Origin of the sequence: uncultured Campylobacter sp. (genome assembly GCF_937997465.1) — a bacterium.
Lineage (GTDB): Bacteria > Campylobacterota > Campylobacteria > Campylobacterales > Campylobacteraceae > Campylobacter_A.
This window is the reverse complement of sequence record NZ_CALKTQ010000037.1, coordinates 1-16,611: the sequence shown is the minus strand read 5'-3', so window position 1 is coordinate 16,611 and position 16,611 is coordinate 1. Positions and strand designations below refer to the sequence as shown.

16 protein-coding genes are annotated in these 16,611 nt (G+C 48.6%); 1 reads left to right on the top strand and 15 read right to left on the bottom strand.

What is annotated here, in order from left to right; genetic code table 11:
* Nucleotides 1-1,948: NADP-dependent isocitrate dehydrogenase (locus tag Q0546_RS01120; protein ID WP_298789781.1), on the bottom strand; the 1,948-nt coding region annotated here is incomplete at its 3' end.
* A gap of 64 nt (nucleotides 1,949-2,012) precedes the next feature.
* Nucleotides 2,013-2,975, bottom strand: a complete 963-nt coding sequence (gene mltG / locus Q0546_RS01115) for an endolytic transglycosylase MltG (RefSeq protein WP_298789779.1) — start codon at nucleotides 2,973-2,975, stop codon at nucleotides 2,013-2,015.
* Here mltG and Q0546_RS01110 point away from each other — a divergent pair.
* The gene (locus tag Q0546_RS01110) at nucleotides 2,905-5,454 is read left to right on the top strand and encodes an AsmA-like C-terminal domain-containing protein (RefSeq protein WP_298789776.1); all 2,550 of its coding nucleotides are present in this window, start codon (nucleotides 2,905-2,907) and stop codon (nucleotides 5,452-5,454) included. The two genes, mltG and Q0546_RS01110, sit on opposite strands and share 71 nt — an antisense overlap.
* Nucleotides 5,455-5,495: 41 nt before the next feature.
* Here the strand turns inward: Q0546_RS01110 and Q0546_RS01105 are convergent, their stop codons facing one another.
* The 13 genes from Q0546_RS01105 to hypF form a co-directional block, all read right to left on the bottom strand.
* Nucleotides 5,496-5,759 (bottom strand): hypothetical protein, encoded by a 264-nt coding sequence (locus Q0546_RS01105; RefSeq protein ID WP_298789774.1) that lies wholly within the window; start codon nucleotides 5,757-5,759, stop codon nucleotides 5,496-5,498.
* 144 nt (nucleotides 5,760-5,903) lie between these two features.
* Complete coding sequence (locus tag Q0546_RS01100; RefSeq protein ID WP_298789772.1) at nucleotides 5,904-6,386, bottom strand: flagellar protein; 483 nt, start codon at nucleotides 6,384-6,386, stop codon at nucleotides 5,904-5,906.
* Nucleotides 6,387-6,454: 68 nt separating this feature from the next.
* Nucleotides 6,455-6,745, bottom strand: coding sequence for a hypothetical protein (locus Q0546_RS01095; RefSeq protein WP_298789770.1), 291 nt, complete (start codon nucleotides 6,743-6,745; stop codon nucleotides 6,455-6,457).
* 135 nt (nucleotides 6,746-6,880) lie between these two features.
* Complete coding sequence (gene hypA / locus Q0546_RS01090) at nucleotides 6,881-7,222, bottom strand: hydrogenase maturation nickel metallochaperone HypA (RefSeq protein ID WP_298789768.1); 342 nt, start codon at nucleotides 7,220-7,222, stop codon at nucleotides 6,881-6,883.
* A gap of 145 nt (nucleotides 7,223-7,367) precedes the next feature.
* Nucleotides 7,368-8,417 (bottom strand): hydrogenase expression/formation protein HypE, encoded by a 1,050-nt coding sequence (gene hypE / locus Q0546_RS01085; RefSeq protein WP_298789766.1) that lies wholly within the window; start codon nucleotides 8,415-8,417, stop codon nucleotides 7,368-7,370.
* Between the two features lie 12 nt (nucleotides 8,418-8,429).
* Nucleotides 8,430-9,527 (bottom strand): hydrogenase formation protein HypD, encoded by a 1,098-nt coding sequence (gene hypD, locus Q0546_RS01080; RefSeq protein WP_298789764.1) that lies wholly within the window; start codon nucleotides 9,525-9,527, stop codon nucleotides 8,430-8,432.
* The gene (locus Q0546_RS01075; RefSeq protein ID WP_298789762.1) at nucleotides 9,524-9,838 is read right to left on the bottom strand and encodes a HypC/HybG/HupF family hydrogenase formation chaperone; all 315 of its coding nucleotides are present in this window, start codon (nucleotides 9,836-9,838) and stop codon (nucleotides 9,524-9,526) included. The genes hypD and Q0546_RS01075 overlap by 4 nt, the downstream gene beginning before the upstream one ends.
* Nucleotides 9,838-10,644 (bottom strand): hydrogenase nickel incorporation protein HypB, encoded by an 807-nt coding sequence (hypB, locus tag Q0546_RS01070; protein WP_298789760.1) that lies wholly within the window; start codon nucleotides 10,642-10,644, stop codon nucleotides 9,838-9,840. Before hypB ends, Q0546_RS01075 begins: the two co-directional genes overlap by 1 nt.
* A 236-nt stretch (nucleotides 10,645-10,880) precedes the next feature.
* Entirely contained in the window at nucleotides 10,881-11,408 is a 528-nt protein-coding gene (locus tag Q0546_RS01065) for a GDYXXLXY domain-containing protein (RefSeq protein WP_298789758.1), read from the bottom strand.
* Complete coding sequence (locus Q0546_RS01060; protein ID WP_298789756.1) at nucleotides 11,405-12,688, bottom strand: DUF2157 domain-containing protein; 1,284 nt, start codon at nucleotides 12,686-12,688, stop codon at nucleotides 11,405-11,407. Before Q0546_RS01060 ends, Q0546_RS01065 begins: the two co-directional genes overlap by 4 nt.
* A gap of 4 nt (nucleotides 12,689-12,692) precedes the next feature.
* Nucleotides 12,693-13,877 (bottom strand): Na+/H+ antiporter NhaA, encoded by a 1,185-nt coding sequence (gene nhaA, locus Q0546_RS01055; RefSeq protein ID WP_298055634.1) that lies wholly within the window; start codon nucleotides 13,875-13,877, stop codon nucleotides 12,693-12,695.
* Nucleotides 13,878-14,008: 131 nt separating this feature from the next.
* Complete coding sequence (gene nikR / locus Q0546_RS01050; protein WP_002953714.1) at nucleotides 14,009-14,422, bottom strand: nickel-responsive transcriptional regulator NikR; 414 nt, start codon at nucleotides 14,420-14,422, stop codon at nucleotides 14,009-14,011.
* A 51-nt stretch (nucleotides 14,423-14,473) separates the two neighbouring features.
* Nucleotides 14,474-16,611 (bottom strand): carbamoyltransferase HypF (hypF, locus tag Q0546_RS01045; protein ID WP_298789706.1); only part of this gene is annotated, 2,138 nt, incomplete at its 5' end.

Here is a 16,611-nt window from a genome sequence, read left to right as displayed (position 1 = left end):
CGACTTCAAACCGCGGGACTTTATTTTCTTTTAGATAGCGCTCTACGGCTGCATTTAGCGTATCTGCTAAAATTTGCGCCTCAGGACTTTGTTTAAAGCCTGCTAACTGCTCCAGACTAGCTCCCATAGCCAAAAACTCGCCCAAGCTATCCCAGCTTAGGTGATTTTGCTCCAGTAGCTGTTCGGCGAGCCTTGGTGCGCTACCTCCCGCCCCCGTCTCAAAAATACTTCCGCCCTCTAGCAGCGGCACGACCGAGAGCATCTTGGCGCTAGTTTCAAGCTCTAAGATCGGAAAAAGATCGGTCAGATAGTCGCGCAAGACGTTGCCCGTGACGCTGATGCAGTACTTGCCGCGTCTCATGATCTCAAGCGATTTTTTGCAAGCGGCCGCGGGAGAGAGAATCTCTATATCAAGCCCGCTCATGTCCGTGCTAGCTAGCTGCGCTCTTACCTTTTTTAGGATTTCTCGGTCGTGAGCCCTGTTTTCGTCCAGCCAAAATATCGCTTTTTGCCCCGTGATTTTCGCGCGTTTTAGCGCTAGCTCGACCCAGTTTCGCACGGCGACGTCTTTGACCTGCGTCATCCTAAATATATCGCCTTTTTCTAACTCAAATTTAAATAAAACTTCGTCTTTTGCATTTAGTACGCGCGCCTCGCCCGCTTCGCTCATCACGAATGTTTTATCGTGACTACCGTACTCCTCGGCCTTTTTGGCCATTAGACCTACGTTTGAGACGCTACCGATTTTAGCGGGATCTAGCGCGCCGTTTGCCTTGATATCCGCGATCGCGGCCTCGTAAACGACGGCGTAGGTTTTATCCGGTATCACGGCTTTTGTTTCGCGTAGCGCACCATCTTTATCCCACATTTTGCCGCCGTTTTTTATCATCGCGGGCATCGAGGCGTCGATGATGACGTCGCTAGGCACGTGTAAATTTGTAACGCCTGCAGCCGAGTTTACCATCGCTAAATTTGGCCTATTTGCGTAAATTTCCTCAAATTTGGCCTTGATTTTTTCCTGCGTAGCTTGCGGCAAATTTAAAATCCTCGCAAAAAGGTCTTTTAGTCCGTTGTTTTCGCTGACGTTTACGCTTTTTAGCTCATCCGCAAACTCCTCAAAAACCTCCGCGAAAAAATTCTTTACGAAATGCCCGAAAATCACGGGATCGCTCACCTTCATCATCGAGGCTTTTAGATGCACGCTAAAGAGCAAATTTTTTGCTTTCGCGTCCGCTATTTGCTCTTTTATAAAGGCGTCCAGCTTGCTCGCGCTCATAAAGCTAGCGTCGATTATGTCGCCTTTTTCTACCGCTAAATTTTCTTTTAGCACGCGTTTTTCGCAGCTTTTTGAGATAAACTCGACGCATAAATTTTCATCCGTTTCAAAGCTAACTGAACGCTCGGAGGAGTAAAAATCTCCGCCCTTCATATAGGCGACTTCGGTTTTGCTATCTTTTTCAAAAGGAGTGATTTTGTACGGATTTTCGCGGGCGTAGCGTTTTACCGCACCGACGCATCTGCGGTCCGAGTTGCCCTCGCGCAGCACCGGATTTACCGCGCTTCCTAGCACCTTTGCGTATCTAGCGGCCGCATCTTTTTCCTCCGGCGTTTTTGGCTCGGACGGGCATGGCGGTAGATCGTAGCCTTTGGCGCGAAGCTCCGTGATAGCGGCGTTTAGCTGAGGCAAGCTTGCCGAGATATTTGGCAGCTTGATGATATTCGCGCGCTTTTCTTGCGTCAAATTTCGCAGCATCTCCAGATCGTCGCTTACGCGCAGATCAGGCGGCAGCTTGTCGTTAAAAGCAGCGATGATACGCGCAGCCAGCCCTATGTCGGCCTGGGCTATCTCTATGCCGCCTGCGCGCAAAAACGCCTGCAGGATCGGAAACAGCGAGTAGCTCGCAAGTAGCGGTGATTCGTCGGTTCTAGTGTAGACGATGTCGCTCATCTTTTCTCCTAATTAAATTTCGCAAAATCTTATCCAAATTTATATTAAAATGCCTTTTGATAGGCTATTTTTGGGAATTTATCGCGCCCACATGCTCCTCGTAGGTTACGCTAAATTTATGCTTGCCCGTCTTTTTATCGCGAACGAAGTACAAAAACTCGCTCTGCGCGGGCCTTATCGCCGCCCTGATCGCAGCTATCCCAACGGTGCAGACGGGACTTGGCGGCAGGCCTTCGTTTAGATAGGTGTTAAATTTGCTCTTATCGCTTCGTATGCGCTCGGCCGTGACCGTCTCGTGCGAATGCAGCCCGTAGTTTAGCGTGCCGTCCATTTGCAGCTTCATGCCCTTTTTTAGGCGGTTTTGGATGACGGAGGCCACAAGCGGCATCTCATCCTCATTTGCCGCCTCTTTTTGCACAACCGAGGCCGTCACGAGATACTCGCTCCAGCGCTTTTCGTCGTAGTTTCCAAGTAGCTCGGTAGCCGTTTTTTCGTGGGATTTTTTAGATAAATTTACCAGATGCGCGGCTAGCTGCTCTTCGTTTACGCCAAGGGGCACCTTGTAGGTTTCAGGCACCAAAAAGCCGTCCTCTAGCGGGGCAAATTTGGCGTAAAATTCATTTAACTTCGCCTCGCTCAAATTTAGCTTTTTTGCGACCTCTTGTAAAAATACGGCCGTCGTTTCGCCCGGAATCAACGTTATTTGCGTTAGGGCCGCTTTTGCGGTCGTGAGCTTGTATAAAAAATCAAGCTTGCTAAGCTTTGCCGCGCCCAGGTCTATCCAGCCTGCTTGCACGTGCCCCATAGCGCGCAAGATCACGGCGTCTAATTTATTTGCGTCCGTATTTTTTTCGCTTAGATATGATATAATCGCGAGCGTACTGCCCTGAGGCACGAAAATGACCTCGCTCACGCTCACCGGGCGGCTAAGATAAACAAGAAAGCTCAGAAAAAATATGAAAATCATCTCGCTGATAATGAAGAAAATTTGGCGCATTTTGATCCCCGCGGTTTTGATATTCGTCATTTTTATAGCCGTCCTAAAACACGGCGCCATGATAGAAAATATCGACGCGGGCGACTTTAAAATAGAGCAATTATATATAAAACTCGATAAAAAAATAATTTTACGCGCGAAAAATATAGAGATACCTAAACAAAGCGCCAAGGATAGCTCCGAGGAAACGCTACTTGACCTCTCCAAAAACATCGTCTGGATCGATAGACTGTTTGACGAAATCTTACTCGAACGCGTCAAATTTTTAAACAGCGAGTCCACGCTATTTTACAGAGACGACGTTTTTTATCTAGATAGCCCGTTTTTGGCGGTTAGCTCAAATTTCAAAGATACCGAGGATGGTATAACTGCAAATATCTATCTACTCGAGTTTAAGGACTTTAACATCACTTTAAGCGGCGTTAGCAATGCCGATTTGAGGCGTCAAATTTACGATTTTAACGGCACGTTTTCTAGCCACGAGCTAAACGGAAATGCTACCGTAAATCTCAAAAAAAGCGAGCTAACATACGAACTAAGCGACATAAACGCGACGAGCCTAAGAGGCTTTATGGACGAGCTGGGCGCAAAAACGGGGCTAGATAAAGAGATAAAAAGCTGGATCTACGGCTACATTACGGCGGATAACTACTTCGTAAAATCGCTTCGGGGTAGATTTGACTTAGACAAGCAAGAACCATATCTGAACGAGCTTAGCGCGCAGGGATTTTCTAAAAACGTAAAGGTTAAATTTCATGAAAAACTACCCGCCGCCACAGCCGAGGGAGTCGATGTTGAGCTAAAGAAAGGCTCGCTATTTTTCACGCTAAAAAATCCAAAATGGCAAGGCAAAAATTTAAATGGAAGCAGTCTTGAAATCTATAAAATTTTCGAGGAAAAAGGCGCGGGACTCACGCTAAATTTGCAAACCTCGGCCATCTACGACAAAAGCGTAAACTCCATACTAAAAGCCTACGATATCGAAGTTCCCGTCGAGCAGCTAAGCGGCAAAACAGACGCCAAACTTGCGCTTGATATCAAATTTGATCCTCTAGAAGTGACGCCTAAGGGCAAATTTAAGATCACCGGCGGGCAAACTCTGATCGCGGGTGCTAAATTTAACATAGATACCGCAGACGTCGAGCTTTTAAACGACAAGCTAAAGGTAAATGCAAAAAACACGGGGATGGATTTTTTTAGCGCGGACGCGGCGGTAAATCTCGATCTTGGAAAGCTCGCAGGCGACATAAACGGCACGCTAAAAGGGCTAAATTTGGCATTTGGTAAGAGCGAAATTTTAAAACTGGGCGCGACGCCGTTTGCGGCTAAGCTTGATTTTAGCGGCAAGGATACGAAGCTAGATATCGCTTCGCCCGCCGCCGTAGGTTTAAGATTCGGCGCGCAAAACGAGATAAATTTACCCGACGCGCGCGATCTGCTGCCCTACTCGCCGCTGCTAAAAAGCCTACAAATCTCTGAAGGCGGCGTAAATATAAAAACCAAGGATTTTGAAAATCTTAGCATCGAGGCTAACGGCGTCAAATTTGAAACGCCGCTACTCAAAAAAGACGGCTCGCCGTACGACGCCGATAGCTTTACCATCGACGTAAACGCAAAGGGCGCAACGGGCAAGAGCAAAAGCGGCGGGTTAAATTTCAAAATCTCGGGCGGCAAAACGGAGCTTTTTATAAAGGAGCTTGATCTGGCGCTTAGCGGTGGAGAAAATTTGAGCGAAAAGGACGGCGACATCGAGTTTGAGGCCAAGGGTTCGAAGCTGATTTTAAATGATTTCAACGCAACTCTAGACCTGCTAGCCTACAGCGGTCAGAGTGCGGGCGGGACGGTGAGATTTGATGCCAAACCCGCTCGCGGCAACTTTTCGCTCGTAAAATCGAACAAAAAATTTGAAATGTGGGCAAACGATATCAGAGGCGAGTTTATCAACTCGATCTTTAACATCAAAAGCTTTGAGAGCGGCAGCTTTAAAATGCGCGTTTTAGGCGCTAGCACCGATGAATTCAAAGGCGAAGTAAGGCTGATCGGCGCCACGCTAAAAGACTATACGTTTTACAACCAGCTTCTGACGTTTTTAAACTCCGTGCCGTCCCTGCTCGTGTTTAAGACGCCGGATTTCGGCGCGGACGGGTATCCCGTGAAATTTGGCAAAATTTTATTTGAGAAAAAGGGCGATGTATTAAAATTCCTAGCCATCGAGCTAGAGAGCTCGAGCGCCGATATCGGAGGACACGGTACGATAAATCTCGCGACCAAAGAGATCGACGTGGATCTGGAGCTAAAGCTGCTAAAGGACGCTAGCTCCATCATCGACAAAATCCCGCTCATAAATCAGATCGTGCTGGGCAAAGACCGCACGCTCTCGACAGTCATCAAGGTGCGCGGAACGCTGCAAAAGCCGCAGTACTCGACGCAAATCCTGCAAGACGCGCTACTCTCGCCGTTTAAAATAATCAGAAACGTACTTGAAGCGCCGTTTTTGATATTTGAGTAAATTTGACGAGATTTCAGGCGTCTGCGCCGCTAGTTTGCGGGTTAAATTTGAAGCCAAATTTGATACTCTGCGCCGTTCATCTGCATAAGCGGCACTCGCGTACTCCCGACAAATTTAATCAAATTTGCGCTCTTTGCTATTTTTGAACGGCAAGCATGAGCGCCATACCTAATCACGCACCGCAAAATAAAAAAAATCGCGCCCGCGTCAAATTTGATAAAAACGGCGCCAAAGCTAGCAAGATAAACCAGGTGTAGATACAGTACGCAGACGCGCCAAACGCGCTCAAGGCAAAAAACGGCCACTATAAAATTAGCGCGCCGACTGTAGATTTTTGTATGCTTTTTACAAATTTACGGCTAGTTTTAGCGCTCGGCGCTATCTTGCCTAGATTGCGGTTTATCGTTAAATTTTATCGCTAGCGGCTCGGACGTTTTACGGCGTCAAATTTAGCTTTTGATCTCATCGTCAAAAAGCTCGCGAACGTCCACCCAAAAGCTTTCAGGCATAAAAATCGGCGAGTCCAAAATCTCCAGCAAACCGTCCCTAAAAGATAAAAACTCCACAACTCTTTGGAGTCCGTCAACGGTTTTTAGGCTCATATCCGCTAGCCGCAGCACCTTTACGAGCTGCATTTTATCGGCCGTCCACTCGGCAAATGCCAAAAACCGCGAATCGTCCGAAAACGTAAAACACGCCGTAGCCTGCTCGCTAAGTAAAATTTGATCAATCTCGCCGCTTTGGCTAAATTTTACGTTTTCGCTCTCGCTTTCTTCGCGCTTCAAATTTAAACCTTGTGCCTCAGCTCTCGCGTAAAGCCGTAGTTCGCCCAAACTCGGCGCGCCCATGGCTATCTCATGACCTTCAAATTCCGCGCTAAATTTACCGTCCGCGCTGCACTCTTTCGCGCTGTAATTCCAAGCAGAAGCCACTTATTTCCTTTCAAATTTATTTAGTTCAAATTTATCCGCGCATTTTGCCTACGCCGCCGGATAAAATCTCACAGTTCAAAATCAAAGCAGTAAAACTTATCGGCCTCGCTCCAAAGCTCCTCTAGCGAGCATCCGTCTATCTGCGGCGCGGCGTAGAGTTCTTGCAGCGTGGCGAAATACCGCTCGCCGCTCGAGTTTGCGCCGGATTCGTCCGCGCATCTTTGAAACGAACAGCGATCCACATAGGCGATGATCATGTACTCTGCGCCGCGCAGTCGAAAGCTAAGCTCCGGCTCGCCGCCCTCAAGGACGCATTTTAGCAGCATTTGCTCTATAGTTTCAAATGAATATTTAGGCATCTAGTTTCTTTTTAAATTTATTTTGCCGTATTTTAAAGAGTGGAAAATGCGTCAAATTTGCCGCGTTTTTGGAAGTAAATTTTAAAAATTAGCTCAAATTTAAACATCAAATTTGAGCTAAAATTTGTGGCAAAATTACCGCATCTCAAGGCGCATGAGGTGCATATCCTCGCCGCCCGTGACCTCAAGCTCCTGCGAACCGCAGGCCGGACAGGTGAAGTCGTTTTCGCTTAGCTCGCCGCTAAAACCGCAGCTTTTGCACTCCACGGCGACGTTTTGCACGATAATTGCCAGCTCGGCATTTTCGCAGATCGTGCCGGTTTTATAGACTTCAAATGCACTTTCTAGATAGTGAGGCTCGACGCCGCTTAGCCGCCCGATACGCACCTCAAGGCGTACGACCTCTTTTGCGCCGTTTGCGGCGGCGTTTTTCTCGCAAAGCGCGACTAGGCTTTGGACTATACTTAGTTCATGCATCAGATTTCCTTGATTGCGGACGTAGCGGATTTTATTTTTACACACGCGTCTAGGGCGTAAATTTGATAATTTTTGCGAGACAGCTCTCGTGCCGCGCAAACCCGAAAATCTAGCGCATCTAAATTTGATCTAGCCATCGCCGCGCCTAGCATATCCTGGGCAAAAGCTCGCCCTTTGGCGCTTCTAAAAAGCGCTTCGAGCCGTATGCGTTTTGCAAGATGACGCGGCCGTTTGCGGCGCCTAATATCTCGCCGATCGAGGCTGCGTTAGCGTCAAATTTGCGTAAAATCTCAAGCGAGCGCGCCTCGTCTTTTTCATCTACGGCCAGTACGAAGGTACCCTCGTTGGCTAGCTCATACGGCTCAAAACCAAACAGCTCGCAAACACCCGTCACTTCGTCGCTAACCTTGATATCCTCCTCGCGTACAAGGATGTCTAGGCCGCTAAATTTTGCCCATTCGTTTAACACCGCCGAGAGACCGCCGCGCGTCGCGTCGCGCATACAAAGAGGCTTTACGCCGCCAGTAATCAGCGCCTTTACCGCGCCCACTAGCGCCTTGCAGTCGCTTTTTAGCTCGCTTTGCAGATCAAGCTCCTCGCGGCTAGCCAGTACCACCGCGCCGTGCCTACCCACGTCGCCAGAGATCAGGATTTTGGCGCCGGCGCGCAGGCTTTTTAGCTCCACGCCCTCGCAGACGATCTCGCCGATACCGCTCGTGTTGATAAAAATTTTATCGCATTTGCCGCGCGGTACGACCTTAGTATCGCCGCAGACGATCCGCACGCCGTTTTCGCGAGCGACGGCGGCTAGCGAGCCCAGCACGCGCTCTAGCTCGGCAAGCTCAAGCCCCTCCTCGACTATTAGCGCGCAGCTTAGGTACTTTGCCTCAGCACCCACCATGGCTAGGTCGTTTATGGTGCCGCATGCGGCGATCTTGCCGATGTCGCCGCCGTTAAAAAATATCGGCGTAACCACGAAACTATCGGTGCTAAAGGCTAGTTTGCCGTTAAATTTAGGCGTCAAATTTGCCGAGCATTTAGCACTCCCGTCCGCACAAAGATCGCTGAAATTTAGTATCGCGCTATCGTTGCTCTCGCGCAAAATTTCATTATCAAATATCCTAAAAATCGTCTCGTTTATAAGCGAGTTCATCTCCTCGCCGCCGCCGCCGTGGCTTAGCATTATCTTGCTCAAATTTGCCTCCTCTTAGCCCGCGCTTTTGATGTCGCCGTATTTGTAGTATGCCGCGCATGCGCCCTCGCTAGAGACCATGCACGAGCCCACGGGGGTTTTTGGCGTACAGGCTTTGGCGAAAATTTTGCAGTCAAACGGCTTTGCTCGCCCGCGTAAAATTTCAGGACAGATACAGGCCTTGCTCTCGCCTTTGCTTTGCACGCTGCAGTCAAATTTGACTCTCGCGTCAAGCTTCACATACTCGGAGCGCAGCTTCATACCGCTTTGCGCGATCACGCCAAGACCGCGCCACGAGAAATCGCACGGCTCGAGAAACTCCTCTATGAGCGCCTTTGCTTTTTGATTGCCCTCGCGCGTGACGACTCTTGCGTATTCGTTATAGACCTCGTGCGTGCCCGCGTTTTGCTGGCGGACGAGGTTTAGGATGCCGTCCATCAGATCAAGCGGCTCAAATCCGCTAACCGCGATAGGCTTTTTATACTCGGCCGCGATGCTCTCGTAGATGCCATATCCCGTGATCACGCTCACGTGGCTAGGGCCCAAAAATGCGTCGATCTTGACGTCTTCGTCGTTTAGGATCGCTCGCACGGGTGCGGGGACCGTAACGTGATTTATATGGAAAAATAGATTTTTTATCCCGAGCTCCAGCGTTTTTTGGACCAAATTTGCGCTCATAGGCGTCGTCGTCTCAAACCCGATCGCAAAAAATATCACGCTCTTTTCGGGATTTTCGCGCGCGATTTTGATACAGTCTAGCGGGCTATATAGCGCTCTGATGTCACAACCTTCGCCGCGCAGCTTTTGCAGGCTGGTCGAGGAGCCTGGGACTCTGAGCATATCGGCTAGAGTGCAGAGGATCACGCCTGGCATCTGGGCTAGCTTGATAGCCTCGTCGATGCGGCTCCTTGGCATCACGCAGACGGGACAGCCCGGGCCGTGGACGAAATTTATATGTTCGCCAACTAGCTGCGGCAGGCCAAATTTCATGATCGAGTGCGTGTGTCCGCCGCAAATTTCCATGATATTTAGCGGCTTTACGCTCTCTTTTTTGATGAGTTTGGAAAGCGCTAAAATAAGCTCTTTATCGCGAAAATCATTGATTAGATTCACGCTTTTTCCTTTGCGTTTGGTTCGTTTGCCGCCGCTTGCATAGCGCCTAACCCGGCGTCGCCTTCGTCCGCGCCGATCTGGCCGCTCTCCATATCTTTGGCGATTTGGCGGTAGATTTCGATACTCTCTAGCGCAAATTTCGTATCGATTTTTTCCATCGCGTAGCCGACGTGGATGAGTACGTATTCGCCCACGGCCACGGGCTCGGCGATGAGATCTAGGCTCACGCGGCGACTCACGCCTAGCGTCTCTACGGTAGCGACATTATCTTCGTCGATCGCGATTACTTTTGACGGGATTGAGAGGCACATTATCTAAGCTCTTTTTTAAATTTTAAGAAATTTAGCCACTTCTCCATACCTTCGCCGGTTTTTGCATCTAGCTCGATAACATCGACCTTCGGATTTAGCTTGCGAGCCTCTTTGACGACTTTTTTAACGTCAAATTCAAAATGCGGCAACAGCGAAGTTTTGGTTATCACGATGAGATCGGCGGCGCGAAACATTACCGGGTATTTGGCTACCTTATCGTCGCCCTCCGGCACCGATAGCAGCACTACGTTAAAGTGCGAGCCCACGTCGTAGCTAGCCGGGCAAACGAGGTTGCCGACGTTTTCAACGAAAACTATATCAAGGCCCTCTAGCGGCAGATGATGAAGCCCCTCGTGCACCATAAAGGCATCGAGATGACATGCCTGCCCGGTCGTGATCTGATGGGCTTTGCCGCCTGCTTTTATGATGCGGTCGGCGTCTTGGTTGGTTTCTAGATCGCCTTCGACGACGCCGATTTTAAATTTACCGCTTTTTATCGTGGCTTCAAGAAGCGTGGTTTTTCCGCTGCCGGGGCTGCTCATGAGATTTACGCATAAAATCCCGTGCTCGTCCAAATGAGCGCGATTGTGCGCGGCCTCTTCGTCGTTTTGGGATAAAATTTTCGTTATCACTTCGACGGTTTTACTGTCGTTTAGCGCAGGGTGCGCGTGGCCGTGACTATGCTCGTGAGCCGCGCCGTGTCCGTGCTCGGCGCCGTGATCGTGAGAATGTGAGTGAGTCGTGCCGTCCGCGTGAGTATGGGTGTGGTCGTGTCCGCCCAGCGAGCATCCGCAATCTTTACACATTTTGTTTCTCCTTAGCGATTTTTGGGGTTATTATACTCTTAGATGTTAAAAAATTGCTTTAGTTTCATACCTTGCGGATATTATTTCGTTGCGTTTTATTTATATTTTGAGATTTTTGCGGCGGAGGCGAGATCGGTCAAATTTGACTCAAATTTAAGCCGCGTCAAATTTGACGGCTCAGGCTAAATTTGACTTCGGATAAGTCTAGTCAAATTTAGCCCTCTTTGCCGATAAATTTAATGTCCGCGAGACTTGCCAACGTTTGGTTTTTCTAGCACGATATCTTTGATGCAAGCTTTGCCGTTATCCATCACGCTGATTACGGCGGTGGCGTTAAACTCCATCATATCTCGCTCCATCTGCTGCGCCTTTTTAGGCGGCATAAAAAAGGCCTCGATGCCAAAATTTGCGGTATTATAATCAACCCTTCCAGCTAAAAACGTACCGCCGCTAGGCCGCTCGAAGCTATATCTATCAAATTTATACTTGCCATCTTTGTCCTGCTTTAAGATAGCGTAAATTTTTGTGCCGTGCAGCTGCTGCCTTTTGCTCAAATTTGAGTCTCTTTTGTCCAGCTCGTAAACGCTCGCAAACCCGTAGCTAAGGCGCACGTAATCGCCGCGAAACATATCGCGCGGATCGTAAACCGTAGTTCGTAGCAAGATCTCTTTGCCAAAATATATCGGCGCGTACGCATACGCAAGCATCGCTATCACGGCTAAAATTTGAAATACAGCGGCGGCAAAAATCAGCTTTAGTTTCATCTCGCGCTCCTTTTTTTAGATATCTTAGAGACCCCGAGCACTACGAGCGCAAATACCAAAAATAGCGCGCTGGCGCTGACGTAATCGCCGACTAGATCGACGTAGCGCACGAACGCCACCCAAAAGATAAGCGCGACGCCAAATTTCATATTATTTTGCTTGATAAGAGCGACCGCGACGCAAACGCCGATGAGCGAAAACACGCCCTCCTCATAGCCCGCAAACGCGTCCAAGATAAACGGTAGCGCAACCAAAAGCGCTCCGACCGTTGCGGCGGCGTATTTTTTAAAGTAAAACGCAAGTCCCAAAGAGGCCGCGCAAAAAGCCATAAACAGCGCTCCAAACACGCTTTTTAAAAATGTAACGCCGTTCAAAACATTCTCATAACTCTGCGTGCCATAAGGCCACGGACACGAAAAATGCAAGTCCTCGTAAAGCGACATATCAAAACACAAGATGCCAGCGCCGCAGACGATGCCGACGGTTTTGAGATAAAACGCGAGTTCAAATTTACCCGCTCTCTCAAGCAAAAACGAAGCGCAAACGGCTAGCAAGCAGTAGCTAAGAGCAAAAAAATGAACGCCGTAAAACGCGTCGTCCACGCGCAAATCAGCTAGAAAATACCGCTCGTAAAGCACGAAAGAGACGATATAAGCAAACACGCTCGCAAAAAGCGCGCCAGCAAGTAGTCGCGAATCGTCGCGCCAAAGCACCGCAGCCGAAGCTACGATAAACAGCAAAAATCCGTGCGAAACGCCGCTAAACTCAAACTCCATCAAAAACCAAACAAGTCCCAAAATAAGAGCCTGAAGCGTGATGATGGACTTGCGCGTAGCAAGTCCAAGTGCCAAAGCTCCGACCGCCCACAGCAGCACGCCGTTTGGCATATGCTCGCCTAGATGGTAAATTTGCGCGACTAAAACGATCGCCGCGCCGTAGCAAAAGTTCCCTAGAAAAAACAGCGTCGTAGCCTGCGTCTCTTTGCCGTTTTTCTGCGCCAAAACTCCGCTAAAATTTACCACTGCGAGTATGCCAAGCACGATGATTAGCCTCACTGCGCGCGGCAGCTCCTCCCAGTTTGCGCCCACAAGCGTAAATAGCGAAAGCGCCAAAAACAGATACGCTACGAGCTTTAATATAAAGCTTCGCCGCTCGTTTGCGCCCGATAAATCTATATCGTATCTAGCAGCTATCTTGCGCGCCGCCTCATCGCTTATTAGCCCGTCCTCTCGCCACTTCGCAAGCTCGTCAGCGAGAAAATTTTTATAAAATATCATCATTTTTCTACTCCACGCATTTCATTATCCTGTGTCGCCCGACCCAGTAGAGCACCGCATAACCCGCCCCGCCCGAGATCAGCGACGCGATAAGTACCGCAAGCTTATCGGCGTACGCAAACTCGTAGGTGTCGTGATATGAGAGCGAATTTATAAAAAGACTCATCGTAAAGCCGATACCAGTAAGCAAACAAAGGCCGTAAAACTGAGCCAGATTGCAGTATTTGGGTAGCTTTGCGAGCTTAAATTTGATCGCAAGAAAGCAAAATCCAAACACCCCAAGCTGCTTGCCTGCAAACAGCCCCAATATGACGCCCAGCGATACGGGGTGGAAAATCTGCTCCAGCCCGATACCTTTTAGCGAGATGCCAGCGTTTACGAAGGCAAACACCGGTAACACGAAAAAGGCGACGTAACCGTGCAAGTCATGCTCGATCTGCTTTAGCATCGAGCCCTCGCCGTCTTTTGCCTTAAGCGGTATGAAAAATGCCGCCACGACGCCAGCTAGCGTCGCATGCACGCCTGATTTTAGCACGCTCACCCAAAGGATAATGCCCAAAATCACGTAGCAGGCTTTTTTATTTACGCCGGCTAAATTTAAGGCTAAAAGCCCCAAAGTAGCCGCTCCGGCAACTATAAACGATACTGCTGAGAGATGTCCGCTGTAAAATATCGCCATTATTAAAATCGCGCAAACGTCGTCGATGATAGAGAGCGTCACGAGGAAAATTTTAAGACTCGCCGGCACTCTTTTGCCAAGGATCATGATAAGCCCCAGCGCAAACGCCGTATCTGTCGCAGTCGGGATCGCCCAGCCTTTTAGCGCAAAAGCATCGGCGTGGTTAAACGCGTAAAAAACGAGCGCTGGCATGACTATGCCGCCGACCGCACCCACGGTAGGCAGCACGATCTGAGCGGGATTTCGCATCTCGCCCTCGATTATCTCGCGCTTTAGCTCCAGCCCTAAAAGAAAGAAAAATACCGCCATGAGCCCGTCGTTTACCCATAAAATAAGCGGCTTTTGCAGGCTAAATTCGCCAAAAACCACGCCCATGTTTATGCGTAAAAATGAGTTATAAAATTCGCTCAAAAAGCCGTTTTGAAATATCATCGCAAAAATCGCGGCGAGGATGAGCAAGATACCCGAACTAGCCTCGTTTTGGACGAAATTTTTAAAAGAGATATGTTTCAAATTTTAACCTTGAAATAAAAATAGTGATAAATCCTGATAATTTTAGCGTTAAAGAGATAAATGCGTGATAAAAGAGAGACTTTTGCGGGCAAATTTGATATGGCTTATCAAGCTTGCCCACATCTTAAGCATTATGAGCGCGGGACGGCTGCTTTGGTTAGTTTTGAAAATTTAACCCCTTTTAGTCCGCCCATTTTTTCCGAAAATTTCTCGATAGCTCCCGCTTTACCGCGCAGTATGAGAGTCTCCAGGCAGTTGTCGTGATCTATATGGACGTGAGTCGTGCAGGCGATGTGCAAATTTGCCTGGTGCTCGATGTCCATCATTTTCACGACGAGGTCGTTTTGGTGGTGCAAATAGATGAGCGTCAAAACGCCGATGAGATCCTCGTCCGCGTCTTTCCAGCTGTCATTTACTATTTTTTCCCTAATCAGATCGCGAGTAAATTCGCTTCTCGAAGCATAGCCCTGAGCGCCTATTTTGTTGTCAAGTTCGTCTAATAACTGCTTTGGCAACGAGACGCTAAATCTTATGATGTTTTCCACTATCGCCTCCTTAAAGAAATTATTAGTTATTATACATCAGAAAACTTTAATTTAAATTAATGTAAGCGCGATCTGACCGATAGCTACCGAAGAGTCGTTTGACGAAAAGTTCTTATTTATGTAATACTTCTTACTTTTTTGCTTAAGAATTAAAATTACATTTTCAAGCAGGGCCTTATTTTGAAAAACTCCGCCTGCGAGCAAGACGTCGTTAGGCTGCGCGCAAGCTACGTCCGCTACGAGCTTTGCCAGCCCTTTTATAAAGCCCGTTGCAGCCGTTTTTGCATCGTCTTTTAAAGCTCTTTTAAAGGCCTCTTTAAAGCAAATTTTGTCGTTCATGATTTCAAACTCGTAGCAAGCGTCTAAATTTGCATCATAAAGCGCTTCTAGGCTCATCCCTGCCTCGCCCTCATAGCTGATGCTATCAAGCCCGAGGATCACCGCCGCAAATGCGTCAAATATGCGTCCAAGTGAGCTGGTTTTGACGCAGTTTATTTGCTTTTCGTGCAGGATTTTTAGATTTTTTCGCTTGGCTGGCTCAAATTTGGCCAAAAACGCCTCCGCCTCGCTCTCTAAATCATATTTTAAAATTGCGGCATAAGCAATCTGCCAGATATTTTTCACGCTAGCTTCGCCGCCGATCAGTAAAATTTCGTCAAATCTGCAAACTCGCTCGTACTCTTTGCCGCGCACTTTTAGGATCTCTCCGCCCCAGACGCTCCCGTCCGCGCCGTATCCCGTACCGTCAAAGCAAAAGCCCAGATACTCGCGCTTTGCGTCCAGATCGTTTTCTAAAATCACCGAAAGCAAATGCGCATGATGGTGCTGGATTTGCGTGATTTTGGAGCCGAAATTTGCGGAGTACTCGCGCGCCCACTTCAAGTTTAAAAAATGCGGATGCAAATCAGCCGCGATCTCATCAAATTTTAGCTCGTAAATCTCGCTAAAAAACTTGATTAGCGCGCAAAACCGCTCATAGGTCGCGACGTTTTTCAGGTCGCCGATATACGGGCTTATCATCAGCTCGCCGTCCTTAAAGATCGCAAACTGATTTTTTAGCTCCGCTCCGACGGCTAAAACGGTCTTTTCGCTCTTAAATTTCGTGCGGATAAATTTGGGATGCACGCCGCGGCTCGTGCGGATAAAAACAGGCTCGCCGTCTGCTACGAATGCGATACTATCGTCGCTTGGCGAGTGTATCTCGCGGTCGTTATCCAGATAAAAATCTATCACACAGCCAAGCTTTTCTCGCAGGTCTTTTTCGCCATATATGATGGGCTCGCCCGAGACATTGGCCGAGGTAGCGATCACGTCGCCATCTAAGTACTCAAAAAGCAAAAGATGAACGCCCGTGTATGGCAAAAATATGCCGATTTTATTTAGTCCTGGCGCTAAATTTGACGGAACCGGCACGCCAGGCAAGCTTTGTAAAACGACGATCGGTTTTAAATTTGAGCTTAAAAGGCGCTGCTCCTCGGGCGAAATTTGAGCGTATTTTTTAGCGCGCGCGAGGTCTTTGCACATCACGGCAAATGGCTTTTTAGGTCGCTTTTTGCGCTCTCTTAGCAGCCCTACCGTATCCTCCTTTAAACGGCACATCAGATGAAATCCGCCAAGCCCCTTTACGGCTAAAATTTTACCCTCGTTTATGAGACGCGCGGCCTGCTTTGCGCTTTCGTTATCCCGTGCTAAAACTCGCCCGAATTTATCTTTTAAAGCAAGCCTAGGCCCGCAGTTTGGGCAGGAAACGGGCTGTGCGTGATAGCGGCGATTTAGCGGATTTTTGTATTCGCCGCTGCAAAATTTGCACATCTTAAACGCGTTCATCGTCGTGTTTGCGCGGTCGTAAGGCAGCGACTCGATAATAGAAAACCTCGGGCCGCAGTTGGTGCAGTTGATAAAAGGATAATGATACCTCGGGTCTGCAGGGTCGTAAAACTCGCGCTCGCAGTCTGCGCAAAGGGCAAAATCGGGCAAGATAGGCGCGTGCTTTTTAGCTGATTTTGAGGCGACTATCTTAAACTCGTCAAATTTCGCGCCCTCTAGCTCGGTTTTTCGCATCTCGTCGATGCGAGCGAGGCTTGGTAGCTCCTCGTGCAGAGCTTTTTCAAACTCTTCTATCTGCTTGTGTGAGCCGCAAAGCGTTAGTTTTACGCCCTCGTCGTCGTTGTAAATTTCGCCTGCTAGGT

Coding starts and splice junctions, on each gene's coding strand:
- hypA (WP_298789768.1), bottom strand. CDS start 7,222: ATGCATGAACTAAGTATAGTCCAAAGCCTAGTCGCGCTTTGCGAGAAA.
- Q0546_RS01110 (WP_298789776.1), top strand. CDS start 2,905: ATGAAAATCATCTCGCTGATAATGAAGAAAATTTGGCGCATTTTGATC.
- Q0546_RS01065 (WP_298789758.1), bottom strand. CDS start 11,408: ATGAAACTAAAGCTGATTTTTGCCGCCGCTGTATTTCAAATTTTAGCC.
- mltG (WP_298789779.1), bottom strand. CDS start 2,975: ATGACGAATATCAAAACCGCGGGGATCAAAATGCGCCAAATTTTCTTC.
- Q0546_RS01095 (WP_298789770.1), bottom strand. CDS start 6,745: ATGCCTAAATATTCATTTGAAACTATAGAGCAAATGCTGCTAAAATGC.
- hypB (WP_298789760.1), bottom strand. CDS start 10,644: ATGTGTAAAGATTGCGGATGCTCGCTGGGCGGACACGACCACACCCAT.
- Q0546_RS01060 (WP_298789756.1), bottom strand. CDS start 12,688: ATGATGATATTTTATAAAAATTTTCTCGCTGACGAGCTTGCGAAGTGG.
- Q0546_RS01075 (WP_298789762.1), bottom strand. CDS start 9,838: ATGTGCCTCTCAATCCCGTCAAAAGTAATCGCGATCGACGAAGATAAT.